The organism is Flavobacterium subsaxonicum WB 4.1-42 = DSM 21790, assembly GCF_000422725.1.
Classification (GTDB): domain Bacteria; phylum Bacteroidota; class Bacteroidia; order Flavobacteriales; family Flavobacteriaceae; genus Flavobacterium; species Flavobacterium subsaxonicum.
Window position 1 is genome coordinate 150,255 of record NZ_AUGP01000025.1, and the last position, 15,356, is coordinate 165,610.

General features: G+C 45.8%; 10 protein-coding genes. 6 read left to right on the plus strand and 4 right to left on the minus strand.

Translation table 11 applies throughout. From position 1 onward, the window contains the following. Positions 1–403 precede the first annotated feature (403 nt). From G509_RS0108500 to pbpC, 4 genes are all read left to right on the plus strand, one after another. Entirely contained in the window at positions 404–847 is a 444-nt protein-coding gene (locus tag G509_RS0108500) for a nucleoside deaminase (RefSeq protein WP_026991134.1), read from the plus strand. A gap of 136 nt (positions 848–983) precedes the next feature. Then, positions 984–6,509 (plus strand): alpha-2-macroglobulin family protein, encoded by a 5,526-nt coding sequence (locus tag G509_RS0108505; RefSeq protein ID WP_026991135.1) that lies wholly within the window; start codon positions 984–986, stop codon positions 6,507–6,509. Positions 6,510–6,770: 261 nt separating this feature from the next. Further along, a complete protein-coding gene (locus G509_RS0108510) occupies positions 6,771–7,799 on the plus strand; it encodes a tetratricopeptide repeat protein (protein ID WP_026991136.1) in 1,029 nt (342 codons plus the stop codon). Positions 7,800–8,007: 208 nt separating this feature from the next. After that, on the plus strand, positions 8,008–10,419 hold the full coding sequence (pbpC, locus tag G509_RS0108515; RefSeq protein ID WP_051200069.1) for a penicillin-binding protein 1C: 2,412 nt from the start codon (positions 8,008–8,010) through the stop codon (positions 10,417–10,419). 79 nt (positions 10,420–10,498) lie between these two features. On the opposite strand, the gene G509_RS0108520 is transcribed toward pbpC, so the two are convergent. Further along, positions 10,499–11,671 (minus strand): MFS transporter, encoded by a 1,173-nt coding sequence (locus G509_RS0108520; RefSeq protein WP_026991138.1) that lies wholly within the window; start codon positions 11,669–11,671, stop codon positions 10,499–10,501. Positions 11,672–11,782: 111 nt separating this feature from the next. Here G509_RS0108520 and G509_RS0108525 point away from each other — a divergent pair, with 111 nt between their 5' ends. Beyond that, positions 11,783–12,610, plus strand: a complete 828-nt coding sequence (locus G509_RS0108525; protein ID WP_026991139.1) for an alpha/beta hydrolase — start codon at positions 11,783–11,785, stop codon at positions 12,608–12,610. 130 nt (positions 12,611–12,740) lie between these two features. Next, positions 12,741–13,301: a heavy-metal-associated domain-containing protein gene (locus G509_RS21725; RefSeq protein ID WP_081663272.1), complete on the plus strand. Its 561-nt coding sequence runs from the start codon at positions 12,741–12,743 to the stop codon at positions 13,299–13,301. Between the two features lie 160 nt (positions 13,302–13,461). Here G509_RS21725 and G509_RS0108535 read toward each other — a convergent pair whose 3' ends face one another. The 3 genes from G509_RS0108535 to truB are packed head-to-tail and all read right to left on the minus strand — an operon-like array spanning position 13,462 to position 15,351. Continuing rightward, positions 13,462–14,079 (minus strand): YiiX/YebB-like N1pC/P60 family cysteine hydrolase, encoded by a 618-nt coding sequence (locus G509_RS0108535; protein ID WP_026991140.1) that lies wholly within the window; start codon positions 14,077–14,079, stop codon positions 13,462–13,464. After that, on the minus strand, positions 14,079–14,672 hold the full coding sequence (locus tag G509_RS21730; protein ID WP_051200071.1) for a hypothetical protein: 594 nt from the start codon (positions 14,670–14,672) through the stop codon (positions 14,079–14,081). Before G509_RS21730 ends, G509_RS0108535 begins: the two co-directional genes overlap by 1 nt. Continuing rightward, entirely contained in the window at positions 14,656–15,351 is a 696-nt protein-coding gene (truB, locus tag G509_RS0108545) for a tRNA pseudouridine(55) synthase TruB (RefSeq protein WP_026991141.1), read from the minus strand. The genes G509_RS21730 and truB overlap by 17 nt, the downstream gene beginning before the upstream one ends. Positions 15,352–15,356 lie beyond the last annotated feature (5 nt).

Below are 15,356 nucleotides of genomic sequence, written 5' to 3' on the forward strand. Positions count from 1 at the left end.
CCGCCTGCATCATAACCCCTGACTAAAGTCAGGGGCAACACATCGCTATAATGAATTGCATGTTGCTATTCCACCCTATACCCGTTCTCGGCTCCCCTCTCCTTTGGAGAGGGGGTGGGGGAGAGGACTAAGAAGTGTAATTTATATTCGGCTAAAGCCAAAAAACCGCCTGCATCCATAACCCCTGACTAAAGTCAGGGGCAACACATCGCTATAATGAATTGCATATTGCTATTCCACACTATACCCCTTCTCGGCTTCCCCTCTCCTTTGCTGCGCCAGTTCGCTGCGCTCGTGTGGATAGGGGCCGGGGGTGAGGTATATAAGAGTGGCAACCCAATAAAATCCGCGTTTTCAAATCCGTGTTATCAGCGTTCCATAATAGATTTGTATTTTTGCCCTTATGGAAAACATTTTTACCGACGAGTATTTTATGCGCAAGGCCCTACAGGAAGCCCAGGCTGCTTTTGATAAAGGCGAAATACCCGTTGGGGCCATTGTGGTGGTTAACGATAAAGTTATTGCCCGCACCCATAACCTGACCGAATTACTGCACGATGTTACCGCCCATGCCGAGATGCAGGCTATAACATCTGCCGCTAATTTTTTAGGTGGCAAATACCTTACCAGCTGCACACTTTATGTAACCTTAGAGCCCTGCCAAATGTGCGCCGGCGCGCTATATTGGAGCCAGGTTAGCAAGGTAGTTTTTGGCGCGGCCGACGATCAGCGGGGGTATCGTGCCATGGGCACCAAGCTGCATCCTAAAACACAGGTGGTTAGCGGCGTTATGGAAGCCGAATGCAGTGCCCTTGTGAAAACGTTTTTTAAGCAAAGGAGGGGTTGATTATCAATGAATTAATTTCTTAAGAAAATTTTAAAATTAATTCGTCTTTTTATTACAATATTTGTAGGATATTAATAGTTATAGCGTAAAATACCAACCTGTACTTTAACAGTTTAACCTTAACCAATCCTCACAAATGAAAACCCTGAAACTGGTGCTGTGCCTAACAGTCATCACACTGCTGCTGCATTCCTGCTCGAAACCGTCAGGAAAAGATTTCGATTCAGATTTTTCTCAATTCCGGGAATACATTACCAGTTTTTCTTCGGGTATCATTTCTACTAAGTCAGATATCAGGGTGGGGCTTGCCTTTACCAAAAAAGAGTGGCAGGCCAACCAGGAGCTGGATAACAATTATTTCTCGGTTTCGCCCAGTGTAGACGGTAAGGTTATCTTTTTGCAGGACAACAGCATTGCCTTTCGCCCAACAAAAAAGCTGGAGGCCGATAAGGAGTACCGCGTAACGCTGCACCTTTCTAAATTTATAAACGTACCCAAAGGGCTTGAAGATTTTAACTTCCGCGTAAAAACCATTAAGCAGGACTTTCTGGTTAGCGTTACCGATCTGCAATCCTACAACCGCAACCTCCAGTACTTAAACGCTACCCTAAAGGCCAGCGACAACCTGGATATTGCCGTAGCCAAAAAACTGGTAACCGCTCAGCAGGATGGCCGCCAGCTGCCTATTAGGTTTGATGCCAATGCCGGTACGCCAACCGAATTCCACTTTGTAATAGATAGCATACAACGTAAGGCGCAGGACAGCAAAATTAAGATCAGCTGGAACGGAAAGCCATACGATATAGACCGCGAGGGCAGCGAAGAGTATACCGTGCCCGGCAAAGACAACTTTAAGGTAATTACCATAGAGCCGGCCGCAGGCGATAACCAGACGCTGCTTATCAATTTCTCCGACCCTATTAGAAAGGATCAGGACTTTAGCGGCCTTGTAGCCGTAGAAAGTGCCAACAACCTTAAATATTCGGTAGACGGTAACCTGCTTAAGGTGTTTTTCCCAGAGCCGCTTAACGGTAGCTTTTTGGTAGAGGTATTTCAGGGTATAGAGAGTACAGAGGGCTTTAAAACCAAAAATACATGGTCGCAGAAAGTGGTGTTCGAGCAACTGGCACCCGAAGTGCGCTTTATTAAAAGCGGTACCATACTGCCGGCATCCAGCAACCTTAAACTCAATTTCGAAGCCGTTAACCTGAGTAAGGTCGACGTTAAGGTATACCGTATTTTCGAGAACAATGTAATGCAGTTTCTTCAGGATAACGAGCTTAACGGCAACTACAGCCTGCGCAAAGTGGCGCTGCCGGTAGCCAAAAAAACATTAGACCTAACCACCAATAAACTGCTTAATTACGGCAAGTGGAATGCCTATGCCATAGACCTGTCTACGCTTATAACCCCACAGCAGGGCGCCATTTACAGGGTGGAGATAACGGTTAAAAAATCGTACTCGCTCTACAAATGTGATGCCAGCGATACCGATACAGCAGCAGCATCTGCGCAAAGCGAAGATGAGGATGAAGACCGTGAAGATGAGGAAGACTATGGCGATAATAACGAAGACGAATACTACGATTATTACCCGTATGATTACGATTGGGACCAGCGCGAAAACCCTTGCAGCAGCTCGTATTTTTACGACAGAAAGGTGTCTACCAACGTACTCGCGTCAGATCTTGGGGTTATAGCCAAGCGCGGCGAAAATAACAGCTACTTTTTTGCGGTAGCCAGCATTACCACCACGCAGCCTATTGCGGGCGCTACGGTAGAGCTGTTTACCTTCCAACAGCAAAAAGTGGCAACAGCACAGACCAATGCAGAGGGTATTGTAAACCTTTCGGCAGATGATAAAGCCTATTTTGCCATTGTTAAAAAAGATAAGAATACCACCTATGTTAAGCTGTATGAGGGCAATGCGCAATCAGTAAGTAATTTTGATGTAGATGGTATGCAGCTACAAAAAGGGTTAAAAGGCTATGTATATGGCGAGCGTGGCGTTTGGCGCCCGGGCGACTCGTTGTTTATCGGTTTTATATTAAACGATAAGGCAGCCAAGCTTCCGCCGGCGCATCCTATAAAATTAAGGTTATCAGACCCTAACGGCAAGGTGGTGTTCCAAACGGTACAGGCTTACAATGCCCGTAACCACTTTAAGTTTGTGGTGCCTACGCAGGCCGGTGCGCCTACGGGCAATTGGGAGGCAAGGGTATCTGTAGGTGGTGCACATTTTTACAAGAGCATCAAAATAGAGACCATTAAACCAAACCGACTTAAAATTAAGAACAGCTTTGAGGGTAAAACCATTTACGGCAGCTCTAAAAATACCGGTACGGTAGAGGTTACCTGGCTGCACGGCGCTATTGCCAAAGGCCTTAAGGTTGAGATGCAGGCTAAATTCCTTAAGCAAACCACGGCGTTTAAAGGCTACCTTAACTATATTTTTGACGACCCTACGCAAAATTTCAGCAGTGAAGAGGTTAACATCTTCTCGGGCGTGGCTAACGATAATGGCGTGGTACAGGTAAACCTGGAACCTAAGTTAGAGGCACGCGCACCGGGCATGCTAAAGGCAGCTATTATTACCAAAGCCTACGAAAGGGGAGGCGATTTTAGTACCGATGTGGTTACGGCCACCTATTCGCCGTACGATACCTACGTGGGCGTTAAACTGCCTGAAGGTAATAAATACGGCATGCTCGAAACGGGTAAATCTAATAAATTCGACCTTGCAACCGTAAACGATAAAGGCCAGCCCAAAGCAGGCAGAAGGCTCGATGTAAAAGTATATAAAGTAGAATGGCGCTGGTGGTGGGATGCCTCTCATGGCAATACATCATCGTACAGTTCGGCGCTATCCAACACGCCGTATTATACGCAGCAGGTAATTACCGATGGCAGCGGAAAAGCATCCTTCAACCTAAAAACCGACGAGGAAGAGTGGGGCCGTTACCTTGTAAGGGTTACCGATATGGAGAGTGGGCATTCTACAGGAGAAACCGTGCACATCGACTACCCCTACTGGAGTGGCCGCAGCCGTAACACCACAGGTGAAGAAGCTAAAATGCTGGTATTTACCGCCGATAAAGAAAAATACAACGTAGGCGAAAAAGCTACGATATCCTTCCCATCCAGCGAGGGCGGCAGGGCATTGATATCTTTAGAAAACGGCAGCCACGTGGTAGAAACCTACTGGGTACCCACCAAAAAAGGCGAAACGCAGTTAACCATTCCGGTAACGGCAAAAATGGCGCCCAACGTGTACATTTATGTTACGCTGTTGCAGCCACATGCCACAACCGCAAACGATAGCCCTATTCGACTATACGGCATTGTGCCAATAGAGGTAGTAGATAAAAATACCTTGTTAGAGCCACAAATTGCCATGCCTGCGGTGCTAAAACCGGAGCAGCGGACTAATATAAAAGTCAGCGAAAAAACAGGCAAGGCCATGACCTATACACTGGCCATTGTTGATGATGGATTGTTAGACTTAACACGATTTAAAACGCCAAACGCCTGGGATGCTTTTTACGCTAAAGAAGCCCTTGGCGTGCGCACCTGGGATATTTATGATGATGTTATTGGTGCTTACGGTGGCAAGGTAAACCAGGTATTTAGTATTGGAGGCGATGCCGACTTAGGTGGTGGTGCCGCTAAAAAAGCCAACCGCTTTAAACCGGTAGTAATTTACCTTGGGCCTTATACTTTGGGCAAGGGGCAAACCCGTGTGCACGACGTTAAGCTGCCCATGTATGTAGGCTCGGTGCGCACTATGGTGGTAGCCGCCAACGCCGATGTTAGCGCTTACGGTATGGCCGAGAAAACTACGCCGGTTCGCAGTCCGCTAATGTTGCTGGCATCGCTGCCGCGCAAGGTAACGCCTAAAGAAAGGGTAACGCTTCCGGTAACGTTATTTGCTATGGAAAATAGTATTAAAAACGTAACCTTATCCATCAAAACCAACAACGGCTTTAGGGTGGTGGGATCATCATCTCAGGTGGTAAGCTTTGCAAGGCCCGATGAAAAGATTGCCTATTTTGACCTTGAAGTTGCCGATATTACAGGCATAGGCAAAGTAACCGTTACGGCTACAAGCGGCAAAGAAAAAGCCAGTTACGAAGTAGAGATCGATGTTATGAACCCTAACCCGATAACCAATAATTATAAAGAACTGGTTATCGAGTCGGGTAAATCGGGCAGTATCGACTGGAATGCCTTTGGCGTTTCGGGCACTAATAAAGCCAGGTTAGAGGTATCGTCGTTCCCGTCTATCGATTTCAACCGTAGGCTGGATTACCTTATCCAGTATCCGCACGGCTGCCTGGAGCAAACCACATCGGGCGCATTCCCGCAGTTGTACCTTGCCGATATTGCCGACATCGACCAGACGCGTAAAAATAAGATCCAGAAAAACGTAACAGCGGCCATAAACAAGCTGGCGCAGTTTCAGTTAGCCGATGGCGGCTTTGCCTACTGGCAGGGGCAGCCCAACCCGGACGATTGGGGGTCGAGCTATGTGGGGCATTTCTTTATAGAAGCCGAGAAAAAAGGCTACGCCCTGCCTATGAATGCTAAAAAACAATGGGTGCAGTACCAACAGCGCACCGCAAGGCAGTGGCGCTATAACGACGGCTACCACAACGATTTTGCCCAGGCATACAGGCTATACACGCTGGCACTGGCAGGCTCGGCAGATTTATCGTCGATGAACCGATTAAGGGAAACCAACGGCATCAGTAACGAATCAAGGCTACGATTGGCTGCGGCCTATGCACTGGCAGGCCAGAAAAATGTAGGCCAGGAGTTGCTGGCGCAAAGTGCTATAGATTACGAGGATAATTATAATTACTACTATTACTACGGCTCGGCAGAACGCAACAGGGCAATGGCACTGGAAACACTGCTTATCTTAGGCCAGAAAGAAAAAGCCTTTACTATGGCCATTAAGCTGGCTAAACAAATGTCGTCTAACCAATGGATGAGCACGCAAACAACGGCGTACTGCCTGTATGCCATGACCAAATTTGCACAAAGTAACGGGCCAAAAGGCATCGACATCAGCTATACCAACAAGGGTAAAACGCAGGCTATAAACACGCCTAAAACCTTTGCCGACAGGGTGCTCGAAATTGGCAGCAGCAATGTGGTAACCATTAAAAACAATAAAAAATCTACGCTATATGTAAAAGTGGTGTACAGCGGGGTGCTTCCGGTAGGTCAGGAATTTGCCGAAGAGCGTGGCCTTAGCACGGGCATAGTATTTAAAGACAGGGCGGGCCAGGTAATTAATCCGTCGAGCCTGTCGCAGGGCACCGAGTTTGTGGCAGAGGTTACGGTAAGCAACCGCAAAGGCGAGTATGTAGATAACGTTGCGCTTACGCAGATAATCCCGTCGGGGTGGGAAATTGTAAACACCCGCTTTACCGATTTTGGAAGCTTTGCCGAGAACGCTGTTGATTATACCGATATAAGGGACGACAGGACTAACTTCTATTTCTCGCTAAAATCTAACGAAACCAAAACCTTCAGGATACTGCTTAACGCATCCTATCCGGGCAGTTATTACCTGCCGGGCGTGCAATGCGAAGCCATGTACGATAACTCGTACCTAAGCAGGACCAAAGGGCAATGGGTTAAAGTAGTGAGGTAAATTTGCAGAGAAAGAGGGATTCTAACCCCCGACATGTAATAACATTGTCGTTTTCACGCGCAGTCTTTGCGGGGAGGCACGACGAAGCAATCTCATAATTAAATAAATGGGATTGCTTTGCCTGTGCGAGCGTCATGCTCGTATACCGCGCTCCGTTGCACTGCGCTCGCAATGAAAGTACGTGAAGAAAAGATACAGTACCCGTATAAGTCTTTGCGAGGAGGCACGACGAAGCAATCTCATATAATAGGAGTAAATTAAATGGAGGAAATAGAAAAATATTTAACAGAGAATATTCATTTAGAACCTGAATATTTTGATGCATTGCTTAAAATAGACCAAACTGATTATGTGTACTTAATGTATTCGTATTATAATATTCGTTTGCAAAATTATGTACCTGCAATTGACTTATTAAAAAAAGTACCTGAAAACACATCCCAAAAATCATTATTATTAATGGTAGAGGGACTAATCGAAATATACTATAATAATAATCAATCGTCTATAAGCCTTTTGTATAAAAGTGCTGATGTTGATCAGAAAAATAAATGGGTAAGGTTAGAGTTGTTTTATGTGCTACAACAATCTGAGCCACATTTGGCATGGGGATACCTGGAAGAAGCTTTAAAAATAGATCAAAATTTTAATGAGGCTATTTATGAAAGGGTAAAATACTATGACACTCTTTCTAATTGTAGTGAAATTATAAGCGAAATTATGAGGATGCCTCAAAGCTATGTTGATGCAGAAATATTGAATACACTGGCCTATGCCTTTTATAATTGCTTTCAGGTAGATAATGCGTTGAAGATTTTGGATGGTTCGTTAGCTAAAAAAGAAACTCCGGGTGCTTACCATTTGTTAGGAGCAATAAATATTGAAAAAGATGAACTGGATGCAGCAATAACTTATTTTGATAAGGCATTAGAATTAGATGCTAACCAGCCTGATACATTAGTTGCTAAAGGATGGGTTTTATTTGATTTAGGTAGGTTAGATGAGGCAAAGCAAATTTTCTTCTCACTTTTAAAAAACGAACACTTTCAGGAGCTATATAACCAGGTAATTCAGTTTTGTTTTAAAATTAAAGATCTACAGCAGGCCTTGTTCTTTATAAACGAATCTAAAATTAAAAATAGTACTAACTATATGAATCAAGGTTATTCAATAGTTTACCATTCCCTAAAAAATGATAGTAACCTAAATGTATTAGTCAGAGAATATAAAAGTAACTATTCCGATACAGAATATGGATGGCTAAAAGATATCATTAATGAATATAGCTAAGATGGTTCTGCAAACCAACGAGACGGTAACAACAGATTGCCGCGCTGCGTTGCACTGCGCTCGCAATGACAGTGCGTGAAGAAAAACGTACAGTACCCGTGTAAGCCTTTGCGGGGGGAGGGTACAATGAAGCAATCTTATAATTCGGCATATGTGCTTAATAAATGATTACAATTAACAACAACCAAACACAGGATGCTTACATCCAATGAAAAATAAATTCACGGCACTATTTACAAACATAGGCAGGGGTTTAAAAAACCTATGGCAACGCATTACCCGCTACGTAAAATCCAACAGGATAAAATCGGCTATAGCGCTGGTGCTTTTAGTTGCCTATTATTTTTGCCTGCCGCACACGCTTTTTAACGAACCCTACAGCACCGTTATAGAAAGTACCGAAGGCGAACTGCTTGGCGCGCGCATTGCGAGGGATGGTCAATGGCGTTTTCCGGCGCAGGACAGCGTGCCCCATAAATTTAAAAAATGTATTGTTTATTTTGAAGACCAGCACTTTTACAGCCACCCCGGTTTTAACCCCGTGGCCATAGTAAAAGCCATGAAGCAAAACCACGATGCCGGCAAGGTGGTGCGTGGGGGCAGTACGCTAACGCAGCAGGTAATCCGACTGAGCCGCGAAGGCAAAGAGCGAAGTTATTTCGAAAAGTTTTTAGAGATGATACTGGCAACCCGACTGGAATTTCGCGAAAGCAAAGATGGTATATTGGGGTTGTATGCCGCGCATGCGCCTTTTGGTGGTAATGTGGTGGGGTTAGAGATGGCTTCGTGGCGGTACTTTGGCGTACAGCCGCACCAGCTTTCGTGGGCCGAGACCGCTACACTGGCGGTGCTGCCCAATGCGCCAAGCCTTATTTATCCGGGCAAGAACCAGATTAAACTTCGCGATAAGCGCGACAGGCTGCTAAAAAAACTGTTTGACGAAAAGGTAATTGATAAAACCACCTACGAACTTTCGTTGCAGGAAAGCCTTCCGCAAAAACCGTTCGACCTGCCGCAGGCCGCTCCGCATTTATTGCAGAACATAGCCAAAAGCAAAGAGGGCCAGCGCATTAAAACTACCGTAAAAACCACCCTGCAAAACCGCGTGAACCAAATTGCCGCGCGCTACTACCAGGAGTACAAACAAACCGAGGTGCACAACCTTGCCATTATGGTGGTAGATGTGCAAACGCATAATATTGTGGCTTATGTGGGTAATTCGCCTACCGATAAAGCCCACCAGAAAGATGTAGATATTATACCCGCTCCGCGTAGTACGGGTAGTATATTAAAGCCGTTTTTATTCGCCTCCATGCTCGATGCCGGAGAAATCTTGCCTAATACACTGGTGGCCGACGTGCCCACGCAAATTGCAGGCTACAGTCCCAAAAACTACGAGCTGACCTATGATGGCGCCGTGCCTGCACAACAGGCCTTGTCGCGGTCGCTAAACATTCCTGCTGTATTGATGCTGAAGGACTTTGGCGTGCCGCGCTTTTACGACCAGCTCAGGCATTTTAAACTTCGGGATATTAACAAACAGCCCAGCCACTACGGCCTGTCGCTTATTTTGGGCGGTGCCGAAAGCAATTTGTGGGATTTATGCCGCACCTATGCCGGGCTAACATCTACCCTAAACCACTTTACAGCCACGCAGGCCAAGTACCGAACCAATGCCTTTGCCGAACTGAATTGGGATAGCTCCGTTACCCCCGATTTTGGTACCGAGGTGTATAACAAACCCGAATTGGGTGCCGGATCGATCTGGCTAACATATAATGCCATGAAAGAGGTTAACCGCCCGCAGGGCGATGAGGCCTGGCGCTTTTACGATTCGTCGTTAGAAATTGCCTGGAAAACCGGTACCAGTTTTGGCAGCCGCGATGCCTGGGCTATTGGCACCAGTTCGCGCTACGTGGTGGGGGTGTGGGTTGGCAATGCATCGGGCGAGGGTAGGCCATCGTTAACCGGGGTGGGCAGTGCTGCGCCTGTTTTGTTTGATGTTTTTAACCTGTTGCCGCGCCAAAAGTGGTTTGCACCACCGTATAACGACCTGGAAGAGGCTGATGTTTGCCAACTGAGCGGCCACCTTGCGGGCGAGCATTGCCCTGTGGTTAAACAATGGATTCCGCTTAAGGGGCGTAAAACTACGGTGTGCCCGTACCATAAGGTTATTCACTTAGATGCCGGGAGGCAGTACCAGGTTAACAGCAGTTGCGAAAGCATCGATAACATGGTTACCGCAACCTGGTTTGTGCTGCCTCCCGTAATGGAATGGTACTATAAAAGCGGCCACATGGATTACCGCCCGCTGCCGCCTTTCCGTGCCGATTGCCAGGGCACCACAGGCGCGTACCTCGATTTTATATATCCTAAAGAAGATGGCAAGGTGTACCTTACTAAAGATTTTAATGGCATCGTGCAGCCTTTTATTGTAAAAGCGGCGCATACTTCGGCGAATGCCAGATTGTTCTGGTACCTGGGCGATAAATACTTAGGCGAAACTAAAACGTTTCATGAAATGCCTATCTCGGCTAAAACGGGCACCTATTACATTACCGTAACCGATGAAGCAGGCAACGAGATTAAACGAAAGATAACAATTGAAGGGGGGAAGTGATCAGTAGGCAGTTTACAGTGGACAGTAATATGTTTACAGTCGCAGTCGCAGTTTTCAGTAGGACATTGGCTCGGAATAATTACGTTTTAACAACATTTCGCTCCCTTAAAAACATATACGCAAAAGCGCAAAGCGTTATACCTGCCGAGATATACATAACCAGCGGAATGCGCGCTAAAACATCCTGATAATACCAGCCTGCAAACAGGGCGCCCAGGCCAATACCGGCTTCGAGGGCAATGTACATAGTTGCCATTGCTTTGCCACGGTGGTCGGGCAGGCTCATGTCTACCGTCCAGGCGTTAAGCGCGGGAGACAACACGCCCTGTGCCACGCCATACACCGCAGCACCGGTAACAAGTAGTATAAAACTATCGGCAAGGCCAATAATTATAAGCGATGTTAGCAGCACTACCAACCCTACCTTAATTACTTTAGTGCGGCCATAACGGTCGGATGCCTTTCCGGCCACAAAGCGTATTACTAATGATGCTATGGTAAACACCATAAAAAACAGGCCTTTGTTGGCAATGCCAAGGTGGGCACTCTGGTCGGGTATCAGGGTTAGTATCGCGCCGTAGCCCACGTAGGTCATTATTATAACAATGGCGGCGGGCAGTACTTCGGGCGCAATAATATCGCGTCGGGAAAGCTTGAGCAGCGACAGGCTGAATTTTTGCTTTACGGCAAGTGTTTCCTTCATATTCATAACAATAATAATAGACAGCAGCGCAAATGCCGACGATACATAAAACAGCACGTTGATAGAAAAATGCAGGGTAATGTAGCTGCCAATGGCCGGGCCAATAGCCATGCCGGTACTAAAGCATAGGCCGTGTATGCCCAAGGCTTCGCCCCAGCGTTCTTTAGGTGCAATATCGGCAACGTAGGCAGCAGTAGCTGTTGGCTTAAAGCCGGTACTAAAACCGTGCAGCAATCTTAAAAACAAAAATCCGGAAACGGTGCCCAATACAGGGTATAAAAATCCGCAAATAAAGCATACGATAGAACCCACTGCCATAACGGGCACGCGGCCAAGGGTATCGGTAAGGCGGCCGCTAAACGGCCTGGATATGCCTGCGGTTAATGTGAATAGTGCAATGATGAGGCCTTTATATTCGGCACCGCCAAGGCTGCTGAGGTAGGCGGGGAGTTCGGGTATCAGCATATTAAAACTTGCAGAAAATAGTAGCGAGCTAAGGCATAGCAGGCCAAATTGCAGGTTGTATATGGGGTGTTTAGTTTTTTGCATACCAAAGAGGCTGCAAAGCTACATAATAGCCTGCTTAGCAACAATTAATTGTGCTTAAAATAAGATGCGTGGCCTTATATTTGTAACTTCCAAATCCAAAAACATTTTAGAATGAAAAACATCCTTCCGCTTATTGCCAGCCTGTTTTTGTTTGTAGCCTGCGCTGCACAGGGCCCGAAAGACATTATGCATTTGCAGTATGCATCGGCAAAGCAAAACACGCTCGATTTGTACCTGCCTAAAACCATTACCCCTAAAACGCCGGTTATTATTATGTTGCATGGCGGTGCCTGGATGATGGGCGGTAGCCAGTACACCGAAAAAACTTCTAAAGACCTCCGCGACCGCGGTTTTGTGGTGGCCAACGTTGATTACCGGTATGTAAACGACTCGGTTAACGCTAAGGACCTGCTTCGCGATATTGATGACGCCGTTACGTATGTAGAAAAGCAGGCTGCAACCTACAACTACAGCCCAAAAGGTTACCATATGACGGGTATTAGTGCGGGGGCGCACTTGGCGTTGTTGTATGGTTATACCACCTCTAAAAACATAAAATCGATCACGGCACTTTGTGCGCCATCTAAGTTAGATGACGTTGCCGGGCTGGGCGACCTCCAAAAAAATAACCTTGTTACTAACGTCGAGCTGCTGGCTGATGCGAAGTATATCCCGGCTCAGAAACTGGGGACGGAATTTACAGTTGTTAGTCCGTATGCGCACATAAAGCAAATACCTACACTTTTATTTCATGGCGATGCCGATAACATAGTGCCGTACTCACAGTCGGTTTTTTTGTATGAGGAGCTTCAGAAGAAAAGCGTAAAGTCGAAGTTTGTAACCATGAAGGGCAAAGGCCACGATTGCGGCATGAACCAGCCGGATAGCGAAAAGAAAGTGCTTGATGAGATTACAAAGTGGGTGGGGCTTTATAATTAATACCGTTTATTGTAACAACCGTCCGTAAAAGCTAAATAATTTTATGATTAGTGGGTTACCATCTAAACACGTTTTTGCCTAAATTTGTAGCCTGTGTATAAACCAGATACTAAACTAATAGATACGATATATGAAATTAGCTAAGAAACTTTCGTTAATTGCCCTTGCTGCGGTATTGTTTGCAAGCTGTAAGGATACCTCTAAAGATGGCAACATTGAAACGCCTAAAGAAGAAATTGTAACCGATAGCGCCCAGAGTAAAGAAACGGCTGCTAACCTTGAAACTGCTACCTTTAAAATAGATGGTATGACCTGCCCAATGGGTTGCGCTGCTACCATTGAGAAAAAACTGGCCGATATGGACGGTGTTGATAAAGCTAAAGTTGACTTTGACAGTAAAACAGCTACCATATCTTTCGACCCGGCTAAGCAAACTGCCGAAAGCTTTGTACAAACTGTTGAAAAAATTGCCGATGGCGCTTACAAAGTATCGGATGTAAAATCATCGGGCGATAAAGCATTCTATTCTGCAAAGGATAAAGACAAGAAGAAAAAGAAAAAAGAAGAAAAAGAGGCTGCTGCAAAAGCAAAAAAAGAAGGTAAAAATTCTTGCTGCTCATCTGAAGCTAAAACCGAGAAAAAATCAGGATGCTGCTCTGCCGATGCTAAAGCAAAAGGCGGTAGTTTATAATCTACTTTTATAGAGAATATTTAAAGCAGCTTTCGGGCTGCTTTTTTGTTTTAGGAATTGAAGGATAGTTCCACAAAGATTCGCAAAGAAGGCACAAAGAAAAAAATCCGTTAAAATCCGCGATTGCTCGCATCCGTGTTATCCGTGTTCCATCCTAAAACTAAAGACTACCCACAATCTCGATCTTATCGCTGGTAGAGATGCCCCCGGGGTTACAGCCGGGTAGCCCTTCTGGGATGGGTTTGTTGATGGCCTTGTAGTAGTCAACCCAGGCAGGAAAGTAATCGTTAGTGCCGGGCTGCTTGTACGTCATAGGATAAAGTGTAAAGAACGGCTTGCCCTTGTTGGCATCTTTAAAAGCATCATAAATAAGTTCAGAACAATAGTAGCTGCCGTTATCGTAAACATATTCATCATCATAGGGTACACCCATTTGCTTTAAAGAAAAGGCAATGGCGGCAGGTATAAGTTTTTGGTATTTCTTTTTAAGGCGGCCCACAAGCATGGGTTTGCTTGTGTTTTTACTGAATTTCTCCAGCGTAGTTAAGCGTACCGCGCTGCCTGCGGCCTCTATAATGTAAAGGGTGTCGTTGCGGTGGTACACCAGCCCCATGTGGCTGTAATCGGCACCGTTGTAGCCCTGGGTTACGGCCTCAATGGCGTCGCAAAGCGGACCGCAATCCATATCCTGAAAAATAAGGTCGCCGTCTTTTAAGTCGGGTTTGCTTTGCGCGAAAGCCGTTGCAATGCCGAAAAAGAAAAGTAATAGGTATTTCATTATTCAAAGTTAAGCAAACAAATGCCAACATTAATGGTGCTCATTTGCGGGGCATCGTTCCAGGCATAGCCGTAAAAGTTTATCTCGCCATAAATGCCGTAATAGTTTGTAAAGTAGCCAACGCGGTATTTTTGGTAGGTGCCCGATATATCGCCATGCCCAATGGCAAAAGCCTTGCCCAGGCCGGCCTGTATAAGGATGCTTGATTCGTCTGATATAGATGGGTTAAGCAATACACTGCCGTAAACCGGTACCGATACCAGCTTTGGGGTAATCTGCCAGTCTACGCCGGTATTGGCACTAAAGGCAATAGACTCGTAAACGTGAACACCAAAACCACCGTGTGCGCTAAGCCCATCGGGTATAAACCAGTTGTTGTTACTGTTAGAGTTATCAGTTTCGCCATACTCCGGATTGGATCTGAAAGGGAATGAAACCGCAAATTGCGAAAAAGGTGCAAAATCGCTAAAAAAACCCGAGCCGCTTTTTTTCTCCGGTTCGTCGGCGCTGGTAATAAAAACGGTAGTGTTTTGCGCAGCGCAATAAAGGCTTGAGGCAAAAAAGATAAGGCAAAGTTTAAGGTGTAACTTCATCTTCAAAGGCATCTGGGGTTATAGCATTATCAACGTTAAATTCGCCGATTTTGGTACGCCTTAAAGCCGTTAAATGTGCGCCCGATTGTAATGCAATTCCAAAATCGTAAGCTAAAGACCGTATGTAGGTACCCTTGCTGCATACCACCCTAAAGTCTATTTCGGGCAGGGCAATACGGGTAATCTCAAATTCGTGAATAGTGGTTTTACGAAATGCTATCTCTACCTCTTCGCCTTTGCGGGCGTGTTCGTAAAGGCGCTTGCCGTCTTTTTTAATGGCCGAAAAAACCGGTGGTTTCTGGTCTATCTCGCCTAAAAACTGCGGTACGGTATCGTGAATTAATTCTGCCGTAATATGGTCGGTAAGAAAGGTGGCGTTAACCTCGGTTTCCAGATCGTAAGATGGAGTAGTAGCACCAACGTAAAAAGTACCGGTGTACTCTTTCTCCATACCCTGAAGCTCTGTAATACGTTTGGTAAATTTACCGGTGCATACAATCAGCAACCCTGTAGCCAGAGGGTCTAACGTACCGGCATGGCCCACTTTTATTTTTTTAAGGCCCATGTGCTTTTTAAGGCTCCATTTAACCTTATTAACCGCCTGGAAAGAACTCCATGTAAGCGGTTTATCAATCAGTACAATTTTTCCTTCCTGGAAATCTTCGGGAGTTGTAGGCAAAATGC